This is a genomic window from Ochrobactrum teleogrylli (assembly GCF_006376685.1).
Classification (GTDB): Bacteria; Pseudomonadota; Alphaproteobacteria; order Rhizobiales; family Rhizobiaceae; genus Brucella; species Brucella teleogrylli.
The window spans coordinates 1-20,864 of sequence record NZ_VEWL01000021.1; the positions used below are offsets into that span (position 1 = coordinate 1).

The following is a 20,864-nucleotide window of genomic DNA, read 5'->3' on the forward strand; positions in this document are numbered from 1 at the left end:
CTGTTCTGCGGCTGGTTTCTTCAACATGACCCAGAGAATCACAAAACCCCCGGCATAGCCAGGGGTTTGTCAGCAGGTTGAGCCGCATCTTTGATGCGGCTTTTTGTTTGCGGGGTTTGCGGTGGATCAAAGGCGTCTTTTACCGGCCCCGTTGAAGATTGGGAGCATTCGTACGAACCGGTCTGATGCAGAAGGATAATGCCTTGCTTCATTAAAAATCGCTCATTGTTCACGTTTATTATACAATAAGCTCAAACACACTGTTCGAGATTGGTGAACAAATTAAGGGCTGTAACACGGCCGTGATGGAGAAATCGTAATCCACCATTTTGTTTTTAATTATTTTTTTTGTATTAATTGCAACGATTGTGGCAGGCGATGTGCACAAATCTGTGAAGTTTTTAAAATTTTCGTGACTGGAACTTTTCCCCATTGTTACCCATTTGAGATGTATCGGAACGACGAATTCATACGCCGCTCCATTTTGTTAGGAGATAGAAAATGAAGAAGCTTGTTCTTACCGCTGCTGCCCTTGCCCTGAGTGCCGGTGCTGCTTTCGCTGAAAATCCACGCGTAGGCGAACCTGAAAATCTCTATGCAAATGACCGTACCCCGGTCGCATCGCAGTCCGTTGATTATACCGCGCCCGCAGCGATCAGCGCTCCGGTTTATCGCGATGGTTCTGCCAATCGTTTTGGCGATGCGAACCAGGGCTAATGGCTCTCCGGAGCTATAGCCCGCCCGGTTCTGATGGAGCGGGATATTTCCAAACACCCGCTTTGCATGTCGTCCCAAAGGTGTCGCCGGTGCAGGTTTTGAAGATCTGCCGGACACCGGAAGGGAAAGCCGCGAAGGCTTAGTCCAACTTGAAAGTCCCTGTTGCCTGAAACAAGGCTTCGAACGGCCAGATGCCGATGATGGGACAACATGATGCGAAGGAATAGGAAAATGAAAAAGCTCGCTCTTGCCGCCCTTGCTGTCGCTCTAAGCGCTGGTGCAGCCTATGCCGAAAATCCTTATGTCGGCATGCCGGAATCACAGGTTATTCAGGAGAAGGCCTTCAAGACCCCGAATACGGGTCCGCTCTTCGGCACGAAGGGTGATGTCGATTACACCGCAACGGCGACCATTCGCCAGTCGACCCCGGTTTATCATGATGGTTCGGCCAACCGCTTCGGTGATGCTTCGCCTTCCAGCTATGAAAATTAATGCCCCGGTAGCTTAGCAATCTCCCCGGAGGATGGCTGCGAGGCCTCCCCGGACCACGGCCCGGACCAGAGGCTTTGCGCCATCCGAAGGGGCGACCCATCTCGAAGCGCAAATGCTGAAATAAAAAAAGGCGAAGCACCAGCTTCGCCTTTTATAGGTGATGGCGAATTATAAGAAACTTCTTATTGTTCATATTTATAATACAATGTTCAATGTGCAAGGTTTGGGTTGTCGAGGGTGTTTCACAGAAGCGTGATCGCATAGTTCTTATCTAACTATATAAAATAGTTAGATAATTTTTTGCATCAGGAATTTCATCAACAAATTTCTAGCATTTCTCCGTTACCAATATCGCATTTTTGTGACTGGTATTTCTTCTAATTGTGTCTCATTTGGGCGACAGCGGAGTGATTGCGGGAAGCGCTGCGCTCTTTTGAAGTGTCCCTATTAGCCCATGGCGGGCCGCGGCTGGATGCCGGTAACGGGACAAATTGTAAGGAGTACGAGTATGAAGAAATTAATCTTTGCTGCCCTCGCTGTCGCTTTTAGCGCGGGGGCCGCTTATGCAGAAAACCCCTATGTGGGAATGCCGCAAGACCATATTGCTCAGGAGAAGGCTTTCAAAGCGCCTTCTGCCGGACCAGTTTTCGGCATCGGTCGCAATGTTGATAACACTGCAACGGCGACCATCCGCCGTGGATCGTCAACACAAAGAGACGGTTCAGCCAATCGGTTCGGAGACGCTTCTCCGTCCAGCCATCGCAAATAAGCTGGCCAATGATCTTGGAGCGTTGCGGCCAAATTACAAAGGCTGCACGATAATGAAAAAGGCGAAGCACCAGCTTCGCCTTTTTGCTTTGTATCGTTCAGCGTATCAGTCGCGCAGCAATTCGTTGATTGAGGTCTTGGAGCGGGTCTTTTCATCGACGCGCTTGACGATCACAGCGCAATAGAGGCTCGGGCCCCAGTTTTCACCGGGTACGTTCTTGCCGGGCATGGTGCCTGCGACGACGACCGAATAAGGCGGAACCTCGCCATAGAAGACTTCGCCGCTGGCGCGGTCAACGATCTTGGTCGATTTGCCGATGAAGACGCCCATGCCGAGCACCGAACCTTCGCGCACGATGCAGCCTTCCACGACTTCCGAACGCGCGCCGATGAAGCAATTGTCTTCGATGATGGTCGGTCCGGCCTGCATCGGTTCCAGAACGCCGCCAATGCCGACGCCGCCGGAAAGATGCACATTCTTGCCGATCTGCGCACAGGAGCCGACGGTCGCCCAGGTGTCGACCATGGTGCCTTCATCGACATAAGCGCCGAGATTGACGAAAGACGGCATCAGGATGGCGTTCGGCGCGATATAGGCCGAGTGGCGCACGACGCAGTTCGGCACGGCGCGGAAACCGGCCTTCTCGAATTCGTTGGCAGTCCAGCCGTCGAACTTGGACGGCACCTTGTCCCACCAGGAAGACTGGCCGGGGCCGCCCTTGATGACTTCCATCGGGTTGAGACGGAAGGAGAGCAATACTGCTTTCTTCAGCCATTGGTTGACTTGCCAGTTGCCGTCCGCCTGTTTTTCTGCGACACGGGCCTCGCCGCGATCGAGCAGGATAAGCGACTGTTCGACGGCATCGCGGATTTCGCCACGGGTTGCCGTGCTGATACCGTCGCGCTCGTCAAAAGCCTTGTCGATGGTCTTTTCGAGGGAGGCGAGGTCTGGCTTGGTCATGGGGTGCAGTCTCCGTGAATGGGCAGCGGATGGCAGGCCGGTAAGTGATCCGGCCGATTGTCATGAAAGTGATTAAGCGAAGGCGCCAAATGGGTCAATCATGATCACGGCGCAATTGCGCGCTCTTGATCTCATTCTCGAACAATGTCCGACATGTTTGAGACAGATTAAACATTTGGCCTGAGAATGAGTTTGGTAACAGGTTTTAAGGAGCAGGTGAGAAGCATGAACCCGATGGAGAAGTCTGGCTGGACGCCTTTCCCGAATTCCGAGGAAGCGATCAAGCAGGCAAAAACCGTACCGCAAACGCCCCAGACGGAAGCGCCTGCCTATCGCCTTGCTTTCACGGACGACGATTTTTTGACGCGCCGTGACCTGCGCCCGGTGCGCCTGCAACTTGAACTGCTCAAGCCGGAGCTGATCCTTGCCGACCGCGGCATCAAATCGACGGTGGTGATGTTCGGCGGCGCGCGCATCCCAGAGCCGGGCGGCGAGGCATGGGCGGCGAAGAACGAGGTGCAGAAGAAGAATCTCGAAGCCAATTCTCATTATTACGAGGAAGCGCGTAAATTCGCGCGGATTTGCTCAGAATATTCGGCCACGACCTATTATCGCGAATTCATCGTGGTGACGGGCGGCGGACCGGGCGTGATGGAAGCAGGCAATCGCGGTGCCGCCGATGTCGGTGCACCGACCATCGGCCTCAATATCGTGCTGCCGCATGAACAGGCACCGAACCCTTATGTGACGCCGGAGCTCTGCTTCAACTTCCATTATTTCGCGATCCGCAAGATGCACTTCCTGATGCGCGCAAAGGCGATCTGCGTGTTTCCGGGCGGCTTTGGCACAATGGACGAACTATTCGAGGCGATGACGCTGATCCAGACCAACCGTATGGAACGCATGCCGCTGATCCTGTTCGGCAAGGAGTTCTGGACCAAGGCGATCAATATCGAATTTCTGGCCGAGCAGGGTACAATCTCGCCAGCCGATATCGAGCTTCTGAATTTTGTCGAAACGGCGGACGAAGCCTGGGAGCAAATCAAGGATTTTTACAAGCTCTGATCGAAGGTTAGACAGAGTTTTAAGGCAAATAGAAGGCCCGATCTGTTTTCAGGTTGGGCCTTTTTGTAATGAAAGAATGCTGCCGTAGATGTGTATATTATTTAAAAGTAATTATAAATAATAATCATATGTTCTAATATGGAGCAATTGATATTGCCGGAGTTAAAAATAAATTTATAATAAAAATACATGGTTTTGTGAGGGGTATCATGTATTCTAATATTATAATTAAAGGATCTATTCCCGTAACATATCCTATTTGTATTTAAGAGGTCGCAATGGAAGCGATCCTTAAGAATGTTTCCGGGTTGCTGCTCGGGATGATGGTCTTTGTTTGCCCGGCGCATGCCGCTGATGTGAAACAATCGGGTCTGCCGCTTGATTTCGGTGCGCTTGCTGGCGATGCCTTCGCCACTGCCGTGTCTGCGAATGGGGCGGTCATAGCGGGCAGAGCGCAGACATCCGGTGGCATTTCGGCGGTATCGTGGGCCGGGGGGATCGCCACGCCGACCGTCCTTTCTGTGACGGGCGGCAGCAATTCCGTCGTCAATGCCGTCTCGGCGGATGGCACATTCATTGTCGGGCGGGCGACGATTGGCGCTGCGCAACACGCTGTGTCGTGGGCGAATGGCGCGACAATGGCCACCGACCTTGGAACGCTGGGGGGCGATTTTTCAGATGCTGTTGCCTTGTCCGCTGACGGCAGCATCATTGTAGGCAATTCCACAACGTCGGATGGCAAGAACCGGGCGGTGAAGTGGACGAACGGTGTAACATCTCCAGTCGATCTTGGAACGCTCAACAACAACACATCCTATGCCAAGGCCGTTTCCGCCGATGGTATGGTGATTGTCGGTTATGCGGAATATGCGCCCAATGTTTCTCATGCCGTTTCCTGGATGAACGGGGCGTTGACGCCGGCCGATTTGGGAACGCTTGGTGGTGCAACGTCGACCGCAAATGTCGTATCTGCGAACGGGCGCGTCATCGCAGGACAGTCGGAGACGAGCAACGGAGAACTCCACGCCGCGTCATGGACTGATGGTGCCTTGTCGCCGTCTGATCTCGGCACGCTTGGCGGCTACTATTCTGATGTTCTCACCCTGTCAGCTGACGGTTCCGTGCTTGCGGGCGTATCCAACAATGAGTTCGGCGAATTCCGTGCCGTATCCTGGCGGAACGGCGCGACCACGCCGACCGATCTTGGCACGCTCGGCGGGTATTCATCCGACGTTGCGTCTATCTCGGCTGACGGTTCAATCATCGTCGGGTCTTCGACCACAAGGGAGGGCAATTCCCACGCGGTTTACTGGGCGAATGGCGCCACCGTACCAACCGATCTCGGTACACTTGGCGGTGTGTCGTCGACGGCCATGGCCATGTCGGCTGATGGCACGGTCGTGGTGGGCACCTCGACGCTGGCATCCGGAGTGTCGCATGCGGCAGTCTGGAAACTGCTGATTTCGTCTCCGCCGGTGACGACACCAAAGCCCGATCCAGACCCGGGCGAGACGGGGCCGCCGCCTGTTACCGGAACGCCAACACCGGAGCCGGGTTCGGGCGGAACCCAGCCTGAAACCCCGGGGTCAGAAACCGGGTCCGGCTCTCAGCCGGGATCGCCACCCGATGAGCAAAATCCTCCGCCACCGGTTACCGAAACGCCTGCGCGAGAGACCGGCGCGGGAGGTTCCGAACAGGAGGCGCCGGCGGCAGAAACCGGGCTGCCGCCGATACAATCGGTCGCCGTTGATGTGACCAACACGGCGAAAACTGTTGCTGCGCTGGCCGGGGATACATTTTCGGTGATGGAATCGCAGCGTGGAAAACTGGGGCGGTTGCAGCGTTCTTGCAATGTCGGGAAGGCGGGAGAGAGCTGCTACTCGTTGTCAGCGGATATCGGACGTTCAGGCGAGACCACCGATGCACTCGGCTGGATTTCCATGGCGCATGCCTTTACCGATAATTTTCTGGCGGGCATCACCGTGGCGCATTCTTTTTGGCGCGATATGCCGGATAGTTTCGACCGGGATAATGACAATATTGGCGGCGGTTTCTATGCCCGCTGGCGTGCGCCGACGACGACGGGCCACTGGTATCTGCAAGGTTCGGTTGCCGCCAGTCGCTACGATGTCGAGCGCACGCGGCAGATGCTGGATTATACCGAGGCTGGCATGGGCGAGAGCACGATCAAAGGCTGGGGTGCGTCGCTGGAAGCCGGGCGCTCGCATGAACTCTCCAGCGGTGCCGTCTTCGGCTATTATGCCGGACTGCGTTACAGCGATCTGAAGATGGACGGTTATACGGAAACCAACGCTTATTTCCCGTTCACCTATTCGGCTGTGAAGTCGCGCCGCACTGCGGTCTATCTCGGGGCAAACTATGCCATGCCGTTAAGCGACAAGGTGCGGTGGCTGATCAATGCAGAGATCGAACAAGACATCGCGCATGATGATCCGAGCGTGACGGCAAGTGCCGATTATATCGGGGCGCTCAGCTTCGATGCTGATGTGGCGCATACGCGTGGCAGCCTGTCGACCACTTTATCCTATGCGTTCAGCGAGGTTTTAAGTGTGGGCGTGACGCCTTATCTCGCGCGCACCGTAAACCGGGATATGGCCTATGGTGCGAGCATCGATGTTACGGGCAGATTCTAACCGGGAGGCAGGGGCTATGCTTCCGCCTTTTCCGGAACGGGAGACCGAGTGTCCTCCTCTCCCTGATAGGGGCGAGGGCGATGAACCAGCGTGACCAGCACCACCGAGATGATCATCAGAAGATACCATGAGCCGAGCTTGCCGAGCGAAACCGGCACCCAGCCATTGTGCTGGTTGGGGTAGAGCCAGGCCTTCGACCATGTGCCGATATTTTCCGCAAACCAGATGAACAGCGAGGTCAGCAGGAAGGCGACGAGCAGAGGCATTTTGTGCCGAAAACGAAACACGCGATAATGCATGCTGGTGCGCCAGAACAAGGCGAATGTCAGCGCAAACAGCGGCCAGCGAATATCCCAGATGAAATGATGGGCGAAGAAATTGACGTAGATCGCGGCTGCCAGCACCAGCGTTGTCCAGAGCGGCGGATAATGGTTCAGTCTGATGTCGAAGATGCGGTTGATGCGCGCCATATAGGAGCCGACCGCCGCATACATGAAGCCTGAAAACAGCGGTACGCCGCCAATACGGAAGAAGTTTTCTTCAGGATAGACCCATGAACCCGCATGGGTCTTGAACACTTCCATCGCCGTGCCGACGACATGAAAAATCAGGATGACCTTGGCTTCCTCCCATGCCTCCAGCTTGAAGACCAGCATGGCAAGCTGGATGGTGACAGCGGAAAGGAACAGAAAGTCATAGCGGGTGACGATACTGGCGATACCGCCGATGCCGCTTTCCGGCCAAAGCCAGCGGGTGAGGATGATAAGGCCGAGCATGGCACCGCCGAACAGGCATGCCCATGCCTGTTTCAGCCCGAAGACCAGAAATTCGATCAGCCCATCGGTCAGGCGATTGCGCGGCAGCCGGTCGAGGACGCGGTGGGCCACCGCATCGATTGATTTTTCGAGGCCGGTAAAATGCCTATCTGCCAGCAATAATTTGTTCCAGAAACTGGGTCAGGTTATCCGTCACATAATCGACCTGATCGGTAAATTCCGGGTCGCTTTCCCATATTTCCGAGAAGGTTGGCTCAAAATTGTTCGGCACCACCAGGACGGTTTTCATGCCAAGCGCTTTCGGCACGACGAGATTGCGCGCGAGATCCTCGAACATCACGGCCTTGCTGGCATCGATGCCGAAAGCGCCGAGGAAGCGGTCATAGGTGACGCGTTCGGGTTTTGGCATCAGCCCCGCAGCGACAATGTCGAAGATATCGTCGAAATTATCCAGAATACCGAGCTGGCGTGCAGCGCGTTCGGCGTGGCCGCGATCGCCATTGGTGAAGATGAAGCGGCGGCCCGGCAGCGACTTGATCGCTTCGCCGAGCGCCGGATCGGGCTTCAGCCAGCTATAGTCGATATCGTGAACCTTTTGCAGAAAGTCGTCCGGGTCGATCTGGTGGCATTCCATTAGGCCTTTCAGCGTGGTGCCATAGTCGAGATAGAACTGTTTCTGGATGCGGCGAGCTTCCTCGCGTGGCAATTGCAGCAGGTTTTCGACATAGCTCGTCATCTTCACGTCGATCTGCGAGAACAGATTGGCGGCGTGGGGATAGAGCGTGTTGTCGAGGTCGAACACCCAGTCAGTGACGTGCTCAAAGGCTGGGGTGAAGGCCGAAGGATTGGAACTATTGGTCATGGGTCTTTATGGCACGATGAGCGTGCCGGCGCCATGTTCGGTGAAGAGTTCCAGCAGGACGGAATGCGGCGTCTTGCCATTCAGGATGACAACGCCTTCCACGCCACGGCGGATTGCTTCGATGCAGGTTTCGACCTTCGGGATCATGCCACCGGAAATCGTGCCGTCCTTGATGAGCGCCTGCGCATCGGCAACGGAGAGTTCCTTGATCAGCTTCTTGTCCTTGTCCAGCACGCCGGGAACGTCGGTCAGGAACAGAAGACGGGTTGCGGCCAGCGCGCCTGCGATAGCGCCTGCAAAAGTGTCGGCATTGATGTTGTAGGTGTGGCCGTCACGGCCCGGAGCGACCGGTGCGATGACCGGGATCATCTCGGAACGCGCCAGAAGGTCGAGCAGGGTGCGGTCGACTTCCGCCGGCTCGCCGACAAAGCCCAGATCAAGCACTTTCTCGATATTGGAATCGGGGTCGATGACGGTCTTGTGCGCCTTCTGCGCGAAGACCATGTTACCGTCCTTGCCGCACAGGCCGATGGCCCATTCGCCTTCGGCATTGATCAGAGCGACGATTTCCTTGTTGATGGAACCGGCCAGAACCATTTCCACCACTTCGACGGTCTTTTCGTCGGTGACGCGCAGGCCGCCCTCAAAACGGGATTCGATGCCAAGCTTGGTCAGCATGGCCTGAATCTGCGGGCCGCCGCCATGCACCACAATCGGGTTGATGCCCGATTGCTTCAAAAGCGCGATATCGCGAGCAAAGGCCTTGCCGAGCTCCGGATTGCCCATGGCGTGGCCGCCATATTTCACGACGACATGCTTGTTCTCGTAGCGCTGCATATAGGGCAGGGCGGCGGAGAGGAGTTGTGCTTGCATTTCGGGATTATCAAGGGTCGTCATCGCGGGCTCCATGGCTGGCGACAGGGCAGAAGAGGCAGGCTTTTCTAGACCGGTTTTGATTCAAATGGAATCCGCGAAAACGGTCTCGCTGCTTATTTTTCACGAATAGTTTGCTGGAAACGGCTTCTTATGTATGTGCCTATGTTCTATGCAAAATATGATTTTATAGTTTCACGGTTCCATGAAGAAAGTTGTTTCGATGCGCCGGTTTATTTTGACCGCTGTGGGGTCACTCCTTGCCCTCAATGCCGCCCAGAATTTTGCAATGGCGGCATCCTCCACTCAAACCGTGGTCTTTGTTAGACACGGCGAAAAGCCGGAAAACGGGTTGGGCCAGCTAAGCTGCCGTGGCCTGAATCGCGCGCTGAAACTGCCCGCGATCATAGCAAAACAGTTCGGCAAACCGGTTGCGATTTTCGCGCCCAATCCGTCGGAAGAGAAGAACGACAAGGGCGGAACCTATGCCTATGTGCGTCCGCTCGCCACGGTCGAACCGACCGCGATTTCGCTTGGCCTGCCGGTGGATACGCGCTTCGGTTTCGAAGATATCGACAAGCTGGAAGAAGCGCTGGAAGCGCCTGCCTATCGCAATGCAACTGTTCTGGTTGGCTGGGAGCATAAGCAGATCGTCAAGCTGGTGCGCGAGATCGTCAAGGAGAACGGTGGCGACAAGCATAGCGTGCCCAAATGGTCGGGCGACGATTTCGACAGTATTTATGTGCTGCGCATTACCCGCGACGGGGCAAAGACCAATGTACAGTTCGAGCGCCGCAATCAGGGACTGAACAACCTGCCGGAAACCTGTCCTCTTTGAGAGCCTGTTCCAAAAGTCGCCCTGTGTGGCTGCAAATGGCAATTTTCTCCATTCCGGTGCTCACGTACCTTGAGTACGCTCCGCTCCGATACTCGAAAATCACCATTTTCGCACACACAGGCCGCTTTTTGAGTCAGGCTCTGAGGACAGGTCAGGCTGAAATCAGGCCTCTTTGATCACCAGAGCCACAGCTGCGCGCAAATCGTCGAGGCCGAGGCCCTTTTCCGATGAGGTGGCGATAATGCCCGGGAAGCAGGCTGCACGGCGGAAGGTGAGCTTGTGCGTATCGGCCATCAGGCGCGGCACGCCTGCCGGTTTGATCTTGTCGATCTTGGTCAGCACGATCTGGTAGGACACGGCGGCCTTGTCGAGAAGGTCAAGCACTTCGGCGTCGTTCTTCTTGATGCCGTGGCGCGCATCGATCAGCACATAGACGCGCTTCAGTGTGGTACGTCCGCGCAGATAGTCGAAAACAAGTCGCGTCCAGGCATCGACATGGGCTTTTGGCGCTTCGGCAAAACCGTAGCCCGGCATATCCACGAGGGCCAGCGGCGGCAGGTCGCCGTTTTCGCCGGAATAACCGTCCGGCACGAAATAGTTCAGTTCCTGCGTGCGGCCCGGCGTATTGGACGTGCGCGCAAGGCCCTTCTTGTTGACCAGAGCATTGATCAGCGATGACTTGCCGACATTGGAGCGTCCGGCAAAGGCGATCTCCACCGGACCTTCCGGCGGCAGGAACTGCATCGACGGCACGCCACGGATGAAGATCCATGACTTCTTGAACAGCGCACGGCCTTGCTCGACCAGTGCCGCCTGCGCCGCGCGGGTCGCATCTGCCGCTGCCTGAGCCGCATTGATTGCCGCCTGCTTCTTATCCTGCTCGCTCAATGTTCTTATCCTGGTCGCTTTATTCTGTCAGTGACACGCATCAATGGTATGGGCCGCATTGTCAACATGACGGCATAAAAAACCCCGCCTAAGCGGGGTTCTTTCAGTTATTTCTTCGCCTCGTTCGGCTTTCGCTTGAACATGCCCTTGAGGTTATCGAAGAGCTCGATCTTGACGCCCTGACGCTTCATGATGATGCCCTGCTGGGTGATCGAGAGCAGGTTGTTCCATGCCCAGTAGATCACGAGACCAGCCGGGAACGAAGCCAGCATGAAGGTGAAGATAATCGGCATCCAGGTGAAGATCGCAGCCTGCGTTGGGTCTGGCGGCGTCGGGTTCATGCGCATTTGCAGGAACATGGTGATGCCCATCAGCAGCGGCCAGACGCCGATCATCAGGAAGGCTGGTACGCCGAATGGCAGAAGGCCGAACAGGTTGAAGAGCGATGTCGGATCGGGCGCTGCAAGATCCTGAATCCAGCCAAAGAACGGCGCATGGCGCATTTCGATGGTGACGTAGAGAACCTTATACAAGGCGAAGAACACCGGAATCTGCACCAGCACCGGCCAGCAGCCTGCGAGCGGATTGATCTTCTCTTCCTTGTAGAGCCGCATCATTTCCTGCTGCTGCTTCATCTTGTCGTCCGCGTATTTCTCGCGGATTTCCGTCATCTTCGGCTGAACCAGCTTCATGCGCGCCATCGACTTGTACGACTTGTTGGCGAGCGGGAAGAACAGGCCCTTGAGCAGAACGGTGACAACCAGAATGGCGACGCCGAAATTGCCCGAGAACTTGTAGATCCAGTCGATGAGGTAGAACATCGGCTTGGTGATGAAGTAGAACCAGCCCCAGTCGATCAGCAGTTCGAACTGCTTGATGCCGAGCTGCTTTTCGTAAGCCTGAATCTGGGTGACGACCTTTGCACCGGCGAAGACCTGGTTCTTCAGCGAATGCGACTGGCCGGCCTCAATGGTCATCGGCGCGCCGAGGAAATCGGTCTGGTAGCGCGGGCGATCATTGGTGAAGTGCGAGAAGCGGCCGGTGAACTTTTCGTCTTGCGGCGGTACGAGCGTTGCAGCCCAATACTTGTCGGTGATGCCGAGCCAGCCGCCCATGACGTCCTTGAACGAGATGTCCTTGTCGTCTTCGACCTTGGAATATTTGATTTCCTGCAGGCCGTCCTGACCCATGACGCCGATCAGGCCTTCATGCAGAACATAGGTAGCGCTGGCATGTTCCGGCTGGTTGAAGCGGGTTACGCGGCCATAAGAGGCCAGCGAAATCGGTGCGCCGGTATTGTTGGTGATCGTGTCGTCAACGGAGAACATATAGGCGTCGTCAACCGAGATGACGCGCTTGAAGGTGATGTTCTTCTCGTTGGTATAGGTCAGCGTGACCGGCGTGGATGGAGTCAGCTTGTTGTTGCCTTCCACGGACCAGACCGTGTTCGGACCCGGAACCGGGCCGGTCGTGTCATTGCCGGTGAAGCCGAGCTCAACGAAATAGCCCTGCTTCAGCGCCGATGGCGCGAGCAGTTCGATATTCGGAGAATTGTTGTCGACGGTTTCGTGATAATTCTTGAGGAAGAGATCGTCGAGACGCGCGCCGGTTAGGTTGATCGAACCGCGCAGCGAAGGCGTGTCGATCTGAACGCGCTCAGTCTGAGCGATTGCGGCTTCGCGGGTCAGCGTGCCGCCTGCGGCTGCCACATCACCATGGCCGGGAATTGTGCCCGAAGCGGCTGGCGCCTGTGGCGTATCGCCCGCACCGTTGCCTGCCTGGCCACCCTGGGCTGCCTGCTGGGCCTGCCGCTGCTGCTCCTCAATGCGTGCCTGCTCCCGCTGGGCTTCCGTTTTCGGACCCAGATAAAACACTTGCCACAGCGTCAGTATGAGGATGGACAGGGCAATGGTGATGAAGAAATTGCGTTTATTTTCCATTGACGGGTCCTGATTCCGGTCTTTCCGTTCGGCGTTTCCCTTCGCCTTTCCGCTCGCCCTTCGCCTTGATGCGGCGGGTGAGTTCATCGGTCAGTCGCGAAAAGGGCGCAGTGAGAGCTTGCTCGCGCGCTACGATCACATAGTCGGTCGAAGGCGCCATGTCACGCCCTGCGTGACAACGTACCGCTTCTCTCAGCCTGCGGCGGATGCGATTTCGTATCACGGCGTTGCCGTTCTTCTTGGTGACGGTGAAGCCGGCGCGGGGCTTGTCGCCAATTTTGGCGGCTGCCGATTCCTCTTCCGTCCGCTCGCGGACTTCGAGGAGAAACAGCGGGCCACGCCGCTTTTCACCGTTCCTTAAAGCCAAAAACTCCGCTCTCTTACGAAGGCGGAGTATTTGTTTCGGCTTTTTCATATCTTTATTCACCGCGCAGCTGCGCGGGAAAAGACTAAGCGGAAAGCCGCTTACGGCCGCGCGAACGGCGAGCGGCGAGAACCTTGCGGCCGCCGGTGGTAGCCATGCGTGCACGGAAACCGTGACGACGCTTGCGGACGATCTTGGATGGCTGATAAGTGCGCTTCATTTTTTTAATACCGCGGTGTGCGGCCCTTCTTAATTCTGTTTTTCAGTGGAACATGATCTGGTCCGAGACCGGTTACCCTTATTCGGGATCATGCTCTATTGAACAGGAGCTGGTTCTTTTCCCTGCGGCGGACAGCATAAACCATCCGTAGACCCGCGCGGGCGAACGTGACGCGGCTTATAGGGGGAGGGGCCTCAAGAGTCAATCCGCAGATGCGATCAAAGCTGTGCTTCGATAGAAGCTTTGTCGATGATCGACCAGACCCCTTTGATCAGTCCCTTCTCGAAGGTGTAAAAGACGTTTTCGGCGAAGCTGATCCTGCGGCCATTGACCGGCAAGCCGAGAAAGACGCCAACGGGCGTGCAATCGAAAGCCAGACGGACTGCAACTGTCGGTGGTTCGCAGACCAGCAGGTCTATACTGAATTGGAGATCGGGGATCGCCTTGAAATCCTGCTCCAACATGGCGCGATAGCCCGCCAGTCCGAAAGCTCTGCCATTATGCGAGACCGCCTGATGGACAAAGTGGCCGAGATTTTCCCAGTCCTGTCCGTTCAGGCAGGCGATGTAATCGCGGTAGATGTCGGCAAGCGGCTTCTCCATGGTCGGTCCTCCTGTTTTCGAATTTAAGCGATCACGCATGGCAACGCCATTGCCAAACGGCACTTGGGCTTCCATAAGAGAGCGCACATTTTTTCCAATGCGGAACACTTTCCGCAGCAGCATTCAGAGGAGTTCACCATGAGCATCCGTCGCATCGGAGTTGGTCCACGCATGAGCCAGGCCGTGGTCCACGGCAACACCGTTTATCTCGCCGGTCAAGTGGGTGAGCCCGGCGCCAGCGTGACCGATCAGACCAAGGCCGTTCTGGCCGAAGTGGACCGCCTGCTCAAGGAAGCCGGTTCGGACAAGTCGAAGATTCTTCAGGCGATCATCTGGCTCGCCGACATGAAGGATTTCGCCGAAATGAACGCTGTCTGGGATGCCTGGGTCGATCCGGCCAACACGCCAGCTCGTGCAACCGGTGAAGCAGCCCTTGCAACGCCGGACTACAAGGTCGAAATCATCATCACCGCTGCGATCTGATCCCAGCGCGAATGCTTGAGAAAGCCCCGCTGCGAAGCGGGGTTTTTTATTCGCGGATGCGTTGCGAGAAGCCGTCGCGTCCGCCTGCCTGCGCTTTTGCGTCGATGGATGCGCGCTGGCGTACGTCTTCCAGTGAGCCGCCATTCTCGATCCAGCCATTGTCGAAAAGATAGCCGGGCAGAAAGCCTGACAGCAGAATGCGATAGTCGAACGGGAATGTTGGATCGAGCAGCCGCGCCATGTCGAAGATCATTGTCGTGCAGTTGGTGGTCAGCGTGTTGTAGAATTCCGCCTTTGCGGCCAGCTGGTTGCCGCGCTCGACATAGGACAGGAACAATTGTCTGGCCGGGCCGGGCGGCAGTTTGACCTGATAGCGGTAGACGTCTTCCTTGCGGATATTGGTGCGCAGATAGATGATGTCCCGTTCCTCGGCGGCGATCATCGCCAGCTCGAATTCCCGGAAAAAGCCGCCAATAGACGAGAAGACCTCATGATGCTCGCGGCGGATTTCGCCGGAGAAGACCACATGACGCCCATCCGCAAAGCCGAATGAAAGCAGCGTGTGAGCGATGGCCGGGCTCGACCAGTAGGACAGGTAGATATCAACCGAAGTAATCTTGCTGAGATCGTAGGTTTCGTCTTTCCAATTTTCGGTAAAGTCTTCCGTCGTGCGCCATTCGAAATCGCGAACATTGGTGAGCGTGACGATATCGCCATCCACCTTGCCGGTAACGATGCGCGCGACGTCCGGCGCCCACATGCGGTCGAGGGAAGGGCGGATGGTCGTCCACCAGCCGAGGATGATGAGCGCGAGGAGGCAGAAGAACAGCCGTTTGCGCCAGCAGGAGAAGCGCCTTTCCCCGGCTATGGTCCAGAGGGTGAAGAGCAACCACAGCGCGATGATCGCCTGGCGAACAACGCTGCCGAAGGGCAACTGATACCACATCGCCAAACTCGCCCAGATCGCAAAGATAAGAGCGAAAAGGATGAAGATAAACTTGCCTGCGATGCGAACGGGCGCCGATTTCAAAATAGACGTCATGGGCCTCAGTGCTCGCCAGTTGTGGTAATCAATGTGGAATTGGCGGCGATACTGACATGATTTGCGGCGCAATGTCATTGCTTATCCAAAAAATGGATAAATTTAGTTCAGTACATTGGAATCTGTAAAAAGAAGCTCTTCTATTAGCCGTTACTTCTTTAAGGCGACAGCCTCTCCACGCGGGCGCGGCGCGGATGTCTTTCGATTGCGCCTGTAGGGACGCACCAGCCGCCACAGCAGCAGCGCTGCGACGATAGCGGCATAGATGATCGGCTCTGCGGGCCAGCTTTTCACGGATAGGATGAAATGGATCGCACCGCCTGCAATGGCGACATAGACGAGCTTGTGCAGGCTGGTCCAGCGGCGTCCGAGCCGACGGATCGACCAGTTGTTGGAGGTCAGCGCCAAAGGCACAAGCAGCACGAGACTGATCATGCCGATGGTGATGAAAGGGCGGCGGAGAATATCGGCGACGATAACCGGAAAATTCAGCGCCTGATCGAGCACCATATAGGTCGCGAAATGCATAAGCGCATAATAGAAGGCGAGAAGACCGAGCGCCCGGCGATAGCGCAGCAGGCTGATGCCGGTCAGGTCGCGGATCGGGGTGACGAGCAATGTCAGGATCAGCAAGCGCAGCGCCCAGAGACCGAGCGTATGTTCGAACGTCTTGACCGGATCGGCGCCAAGGCCGCCGGTCGCGCCGAGATAGAAGGTCCAGACAGCCGGAACAAACCCCGCCGCATAGAGCAGCCAGACCTTCCAGCCATCAGTCTTGCGACGCGTCGGCTTTTTCGCGCCCCCTTCGGTTGCACCCATTCTCTCGGCTGCCATGTCAGTAATTCGCCTTCAGGTCCATGCCGGTATAAAGCGACGCGACTTCGTCCGCATAGCCGTTGAAAGGCAGGGTCGGGCGGCGGCTGGAAGCGAAGAAACTGTCCTCGCCGATGCGCCGTTCTGTCGCCTGGCTCCAGCGGGGATGATCGACCGCCGGGTTCACATTGGCATAGAAGCCATATTCATTGGCGGCCTGCTGCTGCCACGAGGTGGGCGGCTGCTTCTCGACAAAGGAGATACGGGTAATGGCCTTGATGCCTTTGAAACCATATTTCCACGGCACCACGAGCCGGATCGGCGCGCCATTGGCGTTGGGAAGCGTCTCGCCGTAAAGGCCGACCGCCAGGATGGTCAGCGGATGCCGGGCTTCGTCCAGTCGTAACCCTTCGACATAGGGCCAGTCCAGCACCTGAAACAGTCCCTTCTGGCCGGGCATTTCCTCCGGGCGCACGACACCGGTGAAGGCGATATATTTGGCAGAGCCAAGTGGCTCCACCTGTGACAGCAGGCTTGCCAGCGGAAAGCCGATCCACGGGATTACCATCGACCACGCCTCGACACAGCGCATACGATAGATGCGCTCTTCCAGTGGCATCTTGTCGATCAACTCGCGCATGTCGAATTCTTTCGGCTGCTTAACCAGCCCATCGATGGTCAGCTTCCAGGGCAGCGGCTTGTAATCGCTGGAATTGGCGGCTGGGTCGCTCTTGTCTGTGCCGAATTCATAGAAATTATTGTAGCTGGTGACATCGGCCTTCGGGGTCAGCTTTTCATCGACCTTATAGGCGGATGCGACAGCCTTGAGCGGGTCTGCAAATGCCGACGACGCAAAACCTGCGGTAGCGAGTGCGCCGAGGCCCGCCATAAACTGCCGGCGGTGCAGATAGAGGTTCTTCGGTGTCACCGCATCATAAGTGAGACGGGCATGCGAAAGACGGCTGAATTTAAAGCTGCTCATGGGCGTCGATCTCTTTCTCCCGCATAATAGCTGATTTTCTCGCCAAACACGTCAAAAGCAAGGAGTTTTCATCGCTTCGGTGTGGCTCACGCTTTAGTGATGGCGAATAAGTCTCGCAATGGAGATGTAACAGAATTGTAACAGGTCGTAATTTTTCGTGCATTTCGCCACATTCCTGCTAAATCTCTGCTGTTAAGAGAGTTCCATTCGCCGCGAAGGCCGTGCTCAATCGCCTTGTTGAGGGGCCGCTTTCAAACCTTCGTTAACGTCTCGTTGGCTATGTAGAGATCATGGTAAAGAAGATGTTTATTGCCGCTTTGGCGGCTGCGCTTATGGTATCGACCGGCTCGGCTTTTGCTGAGGGGCAGCCTGTGGCTGTTTCCACGAAAGGTCAGGGCAAGGCACTGAGCGGTATTGCCGCTTCAATGAAAGAAGAAGAAGGCGCCCCGAAGCTCGGCGAAGGCGTCACCATGCGCGAGAAGAAGATGGATACGGAAATTACGCCGGAACAGAATTTCTCCCGCAGCAGGCAGTTCATCCACCGCTTCTATACGCCGGAAAAAGCGTCCAACGAACTGGTTATCCTGCTGCACGGTTCGGGCGGCAATGAAACCAGCCTTGTCCCGCTGGCGTCGAAAATCTGGCCGCGCGCCACGCTGCTCGGCATTCGTGGTCGTGTCATGCAGGACGGCGGCACGCGCTGGTACAAGCGCATCACGCCTGTCAAGTTCGACCAGAAGGATATCAAGCTCGAAGCCAATGCCTTCGTGACGTTCCTGACGCGGCTTGCCGACGACAAGGACCTCGACCTTACGCACGCGACTTTCGTGGGCTATTCGAACGGCGCCAATCTCCTGGCGGCAACCATGATGCTGCATCCTGATCTGGTGAAGCGTGCCGTGCTGATGCGCTCGATGCCGGTGCTGGACAATGCGCCGGTTGCCAATCTGAGCAAGACGCGCGTGCTGACGATCACCGGCGAGGAAGACAAGCTCTACTCACCCTTTGCGCCCGCGCTTTCCGCGCTTCTGCGCTCCAGCGGCGCGCGCGTCGATGCGCGCACGATTGATGCCGATCACATGCTCGGCGACAAGGATGCCGCCGCGATCAGCCAGTGGGTCGCGTCGCTTGGACCAGACGGTGCGCCTGCGGTGTCAATGAGGAGACCGTGAGTTAGGGGAGTAGGGGAATAAGGGAATAGGGGAGTATGTTGGGCGAGAAGCGCCTGACACTCTTTTAAAACCTATTCCCCTATTCCCCTACTGCCTTACTCCCTTATTCCCCTAATCCCTTAAAGAGACGACGCCACAATCCCCCACTTCCGAACCGAAAGCGAGGCGGTGGCCCTGATCGTCCCAGCCCATGCTGGAGATGGCGCCCTTGCCGGGGCGGCGCAGCAGAACTTCCTTTTGATCGGCAAAACGAACCAGCATGATCATGCCGTCATTATAACCAATGGCGACGATATCCTCGACCGGATGGCAGGCAACCGCCGTTACCATGCTGTCGCCGCGCAGGCCAAGCTCAAGCGGGGCCTTACCCATCGGGCCGTCCTTGCCCGCAAAAGGCCAGACGATGGCCGCAGGCGCGCCGGATGTTGCAAGCCACTTGGCCTTCACGCTCCACGACCAGTCCTTCACCTTTGCCGGATAGCCGGTCATGCGCATGTGCTTGGCGTCTTCCAGACGCCAGCCATGCAAGGCATTTTCCTGCATCGAGGTGATGAGAAAGCGGCCATCGGGCGAGAAAATGACGCCGATATGCGCGCCTTTCCATTCCAGTTCGACGGGCTTGGCGGCGGTGCCGGTCCAAATCAGCGTCGCCCCGTTGTAGCGGGCAATCGCAAGCCGCTGGCCCTTCGGCGCAAAGGCAATGCCTTCAACGCTGCGTTCCTGCGTGTATTCCTGCACTTTGCCGTCAGAGCTGCGCACCCATGCCGAACGGCCCGATGCAAAGCCGACCGTACCGCCGGGACCGGCTGCAACAGCCGTCATCCATTTGCGCGGGACCTTGGCGAGTTCGGTCACCGTGCCGCTGGCATCGGTGCGGCAGACGCGACCGTCTTCGCCGCCGGTGATGAGCGACTTGCCGTCAACGGCAACCACAGCGCTCAACAGTCCGTCATGGGCCGTCGAACTCTGGTTGCCGTTATCCAGCCGATGGATCGTCCCATCGGCCATGGCAAAGAAGGGAACGCCGCCGATGAAGCGCGCATGAAGACAATGACCTTCGAGGTCAAACGGGGCAACTGTAGGCATCAGTGTCCAGTATTTCTTATTTGACTTGGCAGTTTTCGAAACCGGCTTTCAATTCTGCCGGGTCGAGTTCGCGTCCGATGAAGACAAGTCGGCTTTCCCGCTTTTCTTCCGGCTTCCATGCGCGCTGGTGATCGCCTTCGATGATCATGTGAACGCCCTGAACCACATAGCGGTCCGGATCGTCCTTGAAAGCGATAATGCCCTTGAGGCGCAGAATGTTCGGCCCCTGCGTCTGGGTGATGTTCTGAATCCACGGGAAGAATTTCGCCGGATCGATATCACCGGCCCGCAACGAAACAGACTTAACCGTCACATCGTGGATTGGCGAGGCATGATCGTGGTGGTGATGATCGTGGTCACAGTCCGGGCCGCAGACATGATCGTGGTCATGGTGATGATGATCATGGTCGTGATCATGCGCATGGTGGTGGTGCCCGTGGTGGTCATGATGATGGTGGTCATGCCCGTGATCGTGGTCGCAATCCGGGCCACAGACATGATCGGGATGATCATGGTCGAGGAAATGCGGATCGTTTTCCAGCACGCGCTTCAGGTCGAAGGCGCCACGGTCCAAAACGCGCTCAAGCGGGATCGAGGCGCGCTCGGTGCGATGGATGATGGCATGCGGGTTGATGGCGCGGACCGTTGCTTCGATCGTGGCCAGTTCCTGCGGCGTCACCAGATCGGTCTTGTTGATCAGCACGACATCAGCAAAGGCAATCTGGTCTTCGGCTTCGCGGCTGTCCTTGAGGCGCAGCGGCAGATGCTTGGCATCCACGAGGGCGACAACGGCGTCGAGGCCGGTCTTGGCGCGCACGTCGTCATCCATGAAGAAGGTCTGCGCGACCGGAACCGGATCGGCAAGGCCGGTGGTTTCCACGACGATGGCGTCGAAACGGCCCGGACGGCGCATCAGACCTTCCACCACGCGGATCAGGTCGCCGCGCACGGTGCAGCAGATGCAGCCATTGTTCATTTCGTAGATTTCTTCATCCGACTCGACGATCAGGTCGTTGTCGATGCCGATCTCGCCGAATTCATTGACGATAACGGCATAACGCTTGCCGTGATTCTCGGTCAGAATGCGGTTGAGAAGGGTGGTTTTGCCCGAGCCCAGATAGCCGGTCAGAACGGTAACGGGAATGCGGCCAGCTTCAGTGGTCGCCTCTGCTGTGGTTTGGGCTTCAGCCTGGCTCATGATCATGCCTCTAGACGTTGCGGCCCCGGATCGGTCGGTGCGCAAAGGCGCATGCCGGGACTTCGGAT

The 20,864-nt window shown here is 56.8% G+C and carries 22 protein-coding genes; 8 read left to right on the plus strand and 14 right to left on the minus strand.

Going from position 1 to position 20,864, the window contains the following annotated elements; genetic code table 11:
* Positions 1-501 precede the first annotated feature (501 nt).
* The 3 genes from FIC94_RS21080 to FIC94_RS21090 all read left to right on the plus strand — a co-directional run bounded on the left by FIC94_RS21080 (position 502) and on the right by FIC94_RS21090 (position 1,978).
* On the plus strand, positions 502-717 hold the full coding sequence (locus tag FIC94_RS21080) for a hypothetical protein (protein ID WP_109369644.1): 216 nt from the start codon (positions 502-504) through the stop codon (positions 715-717).
* 231 nt (positions 718-948) lie between these two features.
* A complete protein-coding gene (locus tag FIC94_RS21085) occupies positions 949-1,209 on the plus strand; it encodes a hypothetical protein (RefSeq protein ID WP_109369643.1) in 261 nt (86 codons plus the stop codon).
* Positions 1,210-1,717: 508 nt separating this feature from the next.
* Entirely contained in the window at positions 1,718-1,978 is a 261-nt protein-coding gene (locus FIC94_RS21090) for a hypothetical protein (RefSeq protein WP_140026312.1), read from the plus strand.
* A gap of 105 nt (positions 1,979-2,083) precedes the next feature.
* On the opposite strand, the gene dapD is transcribed toward FIC94_RS21090, so the two are convergent.
* Positions 2,084-2,938: a 2,3,4,5-tetrahydropyridine-2,6-dicarboxylate N-succinyltransferase gene (gene dapD, locus FIC94_RS21095; RefSeq protein WP_140026313.1), complete on the minus strand. Its 855-nt coding sequence runs from the start codon at positions 2,936-2,938 to the stop codon at positions 2,084-2,086.
* Between the two features lie 225 nt (positions 2,939-3,163).
* Between dapD and FIC94_RS21100 the strand changes: the two genes are divergently transcribed.
* A complete protein-coding gene (locus tag FIC94_RS21100; protein ID WP_109369641.1) occupies positions 3,164-4,003 on the plus strand; it encodes an LOG family protein in 840 nt (279 codons plus the stop codon).
* Between the two features lie 278 nt (positions 4,004-4,281).
* Complete coding sequence (locus tag FIC94_RS21105; protein WP_140026314.1) at positions 4,282-6,657, plus strand: autotransporter domain-containing protein; 2,376 nt, start codon at positions 4,282-4,284, stop codon at positions 6,655-6,657.
* Positions 6,658-6,671: 14 nt separating this feature from the next.
* Here the strand turns inward: FIC94_RS21105 and FIC94_RS21110 are convergent, their stop codons facing one another.
* The 3 genes from FIC94_RS21110 to argB are packed head-to-tail and all read right to left on the minus strand — an operon-like array spanning position 6,672 to position 9,192.
* A complete protein-coding gene (locus tag FIC94_RS21110) occupies positions 6,672-7,592 on the minus strand; it encodes a DUF817 domain-containing protein (protein WP_140026315.1) in 921 nt (306 codons plus the stop codon).
* Positions 7,579-8,295 carry a pyrimidine 5'-nucleotidase gene (locus tag FIC94_RS21115; protein ID WP_140026316.1) on the minus strand — a complete coding sequence of 239 codons (717 nt, stop codon included), beginning with the start codon at positions 8,293-8,295 and terminating at the stop codon, positions 7,579-7,581. The genes FIC94_RS21110 and FIC94_RS21115 overlap by 14 nt, the downstream gene beginning before the upstream one ends.
* 6 nt (positions 8,296-8,301) lie before the next feature.
* Entirely contained in the window at positions 8,302-9,192 is an 891-nt protein-coding gene (gene argB / locus FIC94_RS21120) for an acetylglutamate kinase (RefSeq protein ID WP_109369636.1), read from the minus strand.
* A 181-nt stretch (positions 9,193-9,373) separates the two neighbouring features.
* On the opposite strand from argB, the gene FIC94_RS21125 reads away from it, so the two are divergent.
* Positions 9,374-10,006: a hypothetical protein gene (locus tag FIC94_RS21125; protein WP_235892088.1), complete on the plus strand. Its 633-nt coding sequence runs from the start codon at positions 9,374-9,376 to the stop codon at positions 10,004-10,006.
* A gap of 162 nt (positions 10,007-10,168) precedes the next feature.
* Here the strand turns inward: FIC94_RS21125 and yihA are convergent, their stop codons facing one another.
* The 5 genes from yihA to FIC94_RS21155 all read right to left on the minus strand — a co-directional run bounded on the left by yihA (position 10,169) and on the right by FIC94_RS21155 (position 14,020).
* Positions 10,169-10,813 (minus strand): ribosome biogenesis GTP-binding protein YihA/YsxC, encoded by a 645-nt coding sequence (gene yihA / locus FIC94_RS21135; RefSeq protein ID WP_235892089.1) that lies wholly within the window; start codon positions 10,811-10,813, stop codon positions 10,169-10,171.
* Positions 10,814-11,001: 188 nt separating this feature from the next.
* Positions 11,002-12,834, minus strand: coding sequence for a membrane protein insertase YidC (gene yidC, locus FIC94_RS21140; protein WP_140026319.1), 1,833 nt, complete (start codon positions 12,832-12,834; stop codon positions 11,002-11,004).
* The gene (gene rnpA / locus FIC94_RS21145; RefSeq protein WP_140026320.1) at positions 12,824-13,249 is read right to left on the minus strand and encodes a ribonuclease P protein component; all 426 of its coding nucleotides are present in this window, start codon (positions 13,247-13,249) and stop codon (positions 12,824-12,826) included. The genes yidC and rnpA overlap by 11 nt, the downstream gene beginning before the upstream one ends.
* A gap of 34 nt (positions 13,250-13,283) precedes the next feature.
* A complete protein-coding gene (gene rpmH / locus FIC94_RS21150) occupies positions 13,284-13,418 on the minus strand; it encodes a 50S ribosomal protein L34 (protein WP_006467565.1) in 135 nt (44 codons plus the stop codon).
* A gap of 218 nt (positions 13,419-13,636) precedes the next feature.
* Positions 13,637-14,020, minus strand: coding sequence for an ester cyclase (locus FIC94_RS21155; RefSeq protein WP_140026321.1), 384 nt, complete (start codon positions 14,018-14,020; stop codon positions 13,637-13,639).
* A 138-nt stretch (positions 14,021-14,158) separates the two neighbouring features.
* Here FIC94_RS21155 and FIC94_RS21160 point away from each other — a divergent pair, with 138 nt between their 5' ends.
* Positions 14,159-14,503 carry a RidA family protein gene (locus FIC94_RS21160; RefSeq protein ID WP_140026322.1) on the plus strand — a complete coding sequence of 115 codons (345 nt, stop codon included), beginning with the start codon at positions 14,159-14,161 and terminating at the stop codon, positions 14,501-14,503.
* 46 nt (positions 14,504-14,549) lie between these two features.
* Here FIC94_RS21160 and FIC94_RS21165 read toward each other — a convergent pair whose 3' ends face one another.
* The 3 genes from FIC94_RS21165 to msrP all read right to left on the minus strand — a co-directional run bounded on the left by FIC94_RS21165 (position 14,550) and on the right by msrP (position 17,340).
* Positions 14,550-15,545: an Lnb N-terminal periplasmic domain-containing protein gene (locus FIC94_RS21165; RefSeq protein WP_140026323.1), complete on the minus strand. Its 996-nt coding sequence runs from the start codon at positions 15,543-15,545 to the stop codon at positions 14,550-14,552.
* Positions 15,546-15,695: 150 nt separating this feature from the next.
* On the minus strand, positions 15,696-16,364 hold the full coding sequence (gene msrQ / locus FIC94_RS21170) for a protein-methionine-sulfoxide reductase heme-binding subunit MsrQ (RefSeq protein ID WP_140026342.1): 669 nt from the start codon (positions 16,362-16,364) through the stop codon (positions 15,696-15,698).
* A 16-nt stretch (positions 16,365-16,380) separates the two neighbouring features.
* Positions 16,381-17,340, minus strand: a complete 960-nt coding sequence (gene msrP / locus FIC94_RS21175; protein ID WP_121538853.1) for a protein-methionine-sulfoxide reductase catalytic subunit MsrP — start codon at positions 17,338-17,340, stop codon at positions 16,381-16,383.
* A gap of 290 nt (positions 17,341-17,630) precedes the next feature.
* On the opposite strand from msrP, the gene FIC94_RS21180 reads away from it, so the two are divergent.
* On the plus strand, positions 17,631-18,512 hold the full coding sequence (locus tag FIC94_RS21180) for an alpha/beta hydrolase (RefSeq protein WP_109369629.1): 882 nt from the start codon (positions 17,631-17,633) through the stop codon (positions 18,510-18,512).
* Between the two features lie 111 nt (positions 18,513-18,623).
* Here the strand turns inward: FIC94_RS21180 and FIC94_RS21185 are convergent, their stop codons facing one another.
* Both FIC94_RS21185 and FIC94_RS21190 read right to left on the minus strand, forming a co-directional pair.
* Positions 18,624-19,598 carry a WD40 repeat domain-containing protein gene (locus FIC94_RS21185; RefSeq protein WP_140026324.1) on the minus strand — a complete coding sequence of 325 codons (975 nt, stop codon included), beginning with the start codon at positions 19,596-19,598 and terminating at the stop codon, positions 18,624-18,626.
* A 16-nt stretch (positions 19,599-19,614) separates the two neighbouring features.
* Positions 19,615-20,796, minus strand: a complete 1,182-nt coding sequence (locus tag FIC94_RS21190) for a CobW family GTP-binding protein (protein WP_180918096.1) — start codon at positions 20,794-20,796, stop codon at positions 19,615-19,617.
* Between the last annotated feature and the right edge of the window lie 68 nt (positions 20,797-20,864).